Consider the following 3,301-nt stretch of genomic DNA (forward strand, 5'->3'; position numbering starts at 1 on the left):
CGGCGCAATCGCGCGCAGCGACGAGGGGCCGGACCCGCGCGCGAGGCGCAGCAGCACGGTCTCCGCCTGATCGTCCATCGTGTGCCCCAGCAGCACGGGTGCCCCCTCGCGGAGCGCAAGAGAGCGCAAGGCGGCGAGACGAGCGTCACGGGCCGAGGCCTCGGGGCCTCCCCTCCCATCGACGCGGACAGTCTCCACGAGTGCGCGCGCCCCGAGGGATGCAGCGAGATCCGCGACGCGGCGCGCTTCGTGAGCGCTGCCCGCCCGCAGACCATGGTCGACCGTCAGCGTCACCACCTCAATGCCCGCACGCGACGCCACATCAATCACCGTCAGGGCAAGCGCCAGCGAATCCGCACCACCCGACAGGCCAACGATGACAGCGGGAGGGACCCCGGCCTCGTCAATAAACGAGCGCAAGCACGAGCGAACCGCAAGCGAGCAGGCACGCAGGCAACCCCGAGGGTTCGCTCCCACCAAGCGGGAGGCGTCAGCGCACACGCGCCAGCCACGCCGCTGGTTCGGCGTACTCGTGGGCGCTCGGCAGGGCCTCGACGCTGGACAACAGCGTCGCAATCGCACCCTCGCGCACGACCGTGCGCGCGAAGCCCTCGGTCTGGGCCTGCAAGAGTTCAACCCCAGACAGCGGCATGCCCGCCGCCGCGCACGCACGGACCAAAGCGACGCCACCCGCGTGCGCGCGATGCGTGCGCAGCCAATGAATCGACGGCAGATCGCGCGGAGTCAATACCTCCATCTCAGCCGTCGGCAACGCATCCAACAGCAACACGATGCGCACCAGCTCATCACTGCGCTCCGGCAGCGCGCGGACAAGATCAGCGACGTAAGTCACCAGGTGAGGCGCATGCGTCAGATGCACGCCGCGCAGCCCCGTGCACAGGGACACCCAGCGACACCAATCCGTCTGATCCAACGCATAGCGCTGCGCATCCGCCAGCACATTCGGTGCCACGAGCACGCTACAGCCGGACGACACGTCCCAAATGCCGGTCGCACTCTTCGCGAGCGCGCGCAGGACCACGGCCTCGACCGCGAGAACCATCGGCGTGCGCGTGTCCTCGAAACGATCCAGGACCGCACCCACCCTGCGAATCAGCCCTCGACGGTCCACGACGACAGTGCGGGATGCCGCCACGGTCGCCGAGGCCTCGGACAACGTGGACAGCTTCGCGAGCCTGCGACTCGACCAATCCGCCGAGCGGCGCAGGCGCGCCACCACCGCGGACGCGCCCACGCGCGAGGCCGACGGGCCAGCGTAGGACATCGAAGCGAGAACTCCCGCGACGTCGCGCGGTCCAAACGGCATTTCCATGGACTCAGTCTAGCTCGGCAAGACCTTCCTCAAACCTGTCCAAACGCCAGCGTGTGGGCAACGCGCCATCCTCGACCAGGTCGTGGCCAATGACCACCAGGAGAACGCGACCGCTCTGCGTCCTCACGCTGCCCGACAGCGTCGTCACCCCCTGAAGCGCACCCGTCTTCGCCTGAACGTTGCCAGCGGCGGGTTCGTCCGTCATACGATCCGAGAGCGTGCCAACCAGATCAGCCCAGGGCAGGAGGCGAATCAGGTCCCCCTGGCTCCCCTGCGCCTCGTACGAGGCCTTCAGGACACCGACGAGCGTGTTCGCACTGAGCTTGTCGTTCGTGGACAGACCCGAGCAATCCTCCAGGATCATACCTCTGGTGGGGATGCTGGCCTCCACCAGGTCAGCCTTCACCATGGCGACCGCGCCCGCGTACGTCGTGGGCTGGCCAGCAGCGCTCGCCGCGAGGCGGCAGTACTGATCCGCGAGCGTGTTATCAGAGTGCGCCAGCATCCAGCGCAGCTGCTCCCCCATCGTCGCCGAGGACACGGACGCAAGGGTCTCACCTCCGGTGGGCGCCTCCCCGTCCTTGCCGAGTTTCACTGCGACGCCCGACGACGTCAGGGCCTTCGCAAACACCTGCGCAACATAGCCGGGGGCATCCTCATGGAACGCATACGCGCCCGGGGCGGTACGCCCGGCGTCAATCGCCATCGGACCCACGTGCCCCTCGTAGCCGCCAACCTCCTGCGCGTCCCAGGCGGGCAGGTGCGAATCCCCCTCGAAGAGGGTCCCCCGCCAGTTCAAAGTGACGGATGTAATACCGCGCGAGGTGAGGGCCGCCGCCGTCTTGTCTGCAAGAGTCTGCAGGCCGGCGCGGCCCGACACCTCGGTCTCCTCAGACTCACCCGCACCCAGGAGCAGATCGCCCTCAGAGTCGAGGAACAGGGTGCGATTGTCGCCGCTCAGAAGTGTGCTCGTCGTCAGCGTCGTCGTCGGATCCAGGTGCTTGAGAGCGCTGAAAGCGGCGAGAGTCTTCGTGGTGGACGCGGGCGTGTGGCCAATAGCCGCGTCCTCGTCGAGGAGGATGTCGCCCGTCTGCGCATCCACAACAACGCCCCACGCGGTGTAATCGCCTTTATCCGCGCCAACAGCGACAGGCCGCCACAGCTGCGCGAGCTGCGTTTCAGTCACCGGATTGCCCGAGGCCTGGGCGGGCACCGACGCGCTGGCCGGCTCAAGCGTGGCGGCAGTCGGTACTGCCTTGGGGGTGGGGACCGAGGAGGGTGTGCAGCCAGCGCTCAAAAAGGCGACTGCCGCCACAAGCGCTGCGCTAGCGCTTACAATTGGCCCCATAGACGTGCGATGCATGAATATCCCTTCGTGGTTACCTAGGCATCTAGGTTACCCGCCCATGCTCGCACACAACCAATCGGACCCCCGAATTGCGGGGCTAACAATGGAAGGTTCGACCATGGAGTTCGATGTCACCATCGAGATTCCCAAGGGGAATCGGAACAAGTACGAGATTGATCATGAAACCGGACGCATTCGTCTCGACCGCATGCTCTTCACGTCGACCCGCTACCCGGACGACTATGGGTTCATCGACGACACCCTGGGCGAAGACGGCGACCCCCTGGACGCACTGGTGCTCCTCGAAGAACCCACCTTCCCCGGCTGCGTGATCCGCTGCCGCGCACTCGGCATGTTCCGCATGCGCGACGAGAAGGGCGGCGACGACAAGGTCCTGTGTGTCCCCGCATCCGACCAGCGCGCATCGTGGCGCACTGAGATCGACGACGTCTCGGAGTTCCACCGCCTTGAAATCCAGCACTTCTTCGAGGTCTACAAGGACCTCGAACCCGGCAAGAGCGTCGAGGGCGCACACTGGGTCGGCCGCGAGGAAGCGGAGGCCGAGATTCGTCGTTCCTACGAGCGCCTCAAGGAGCACGAGGGCGAGCACTGAGTATGTC

Annotated in this window: 4 protein-coding genes; 1 reads left to right on the top strand and 3 read right to left on the bottom strand. The window is 66.6% G+C overall.

The window, feature by feature from the left end; all coding sequences use genetic code 11:
* From HMPREF1136_RS07135 to dacB, 3 genes are all read right to left on the bottom strand, one after another.
* A partial coding sequence (locus tag HMPREF1136_RS07135) for a tRNA lysidine(34) synthetase (protein WP_009648675.1) occupies positions 1–420 on the bottom strand: 420 nt, incomplete at its 3' end.
* A 70-nt stretch (positions 421–490) separates the two neighbouring features.
* Positions 491–1,333: a hypothetical protein gene (locus HMPREF1136_RS07140; protein WP_034505316.1), complete on the bottom strand. Its 843-nt coding sequence runs from the start codon at positions 1,331–1,333 to the stop codon at positions 491–493.
* Between the two features lie 4 nt (positions 1,334–1,337).
* Positions 1,338–2,681, bottom strand: coding sequence for a D-alanyl-D-alanine carboxypeptidase/D-alanyl-D-alanine endopeptidase (dacB, locus tag HMPREF1136_RS07145; RefSeq protein WP_083836267.1), 1,344 nt, complete (start codon positions 2,679–2,681; stop codon positions 1,338–1,340).
* A gap of 118 nt (positions 2,682–2,799) precedes the next feature.
* Here dacB and HMPREF1136_RS07150 point away from each other — a divergent pair, with 118 nt between their 5' ends.
* Complete coding sequence (locus HMPREF1136_RS07150; protein ID WP_009056664.1) at positions 2,800–3,294, top strand: inorganic diphosphatase; 495 nt, start codon at positions 2,800–2,802, stop codon at positions 3,292–3,294.
* Positions 3,295–3,301 lie beyond the last annotated feature (7 nt).

The sequence above is a fragment of the Actinomyces sp. ICM47 genome, from assembly GCF_000278725.1.
GTDB lineage: Bacteria > Actinomycetota > Actinomycetes > Actinomycetales > Actinomycetaceae > Pauljensenia.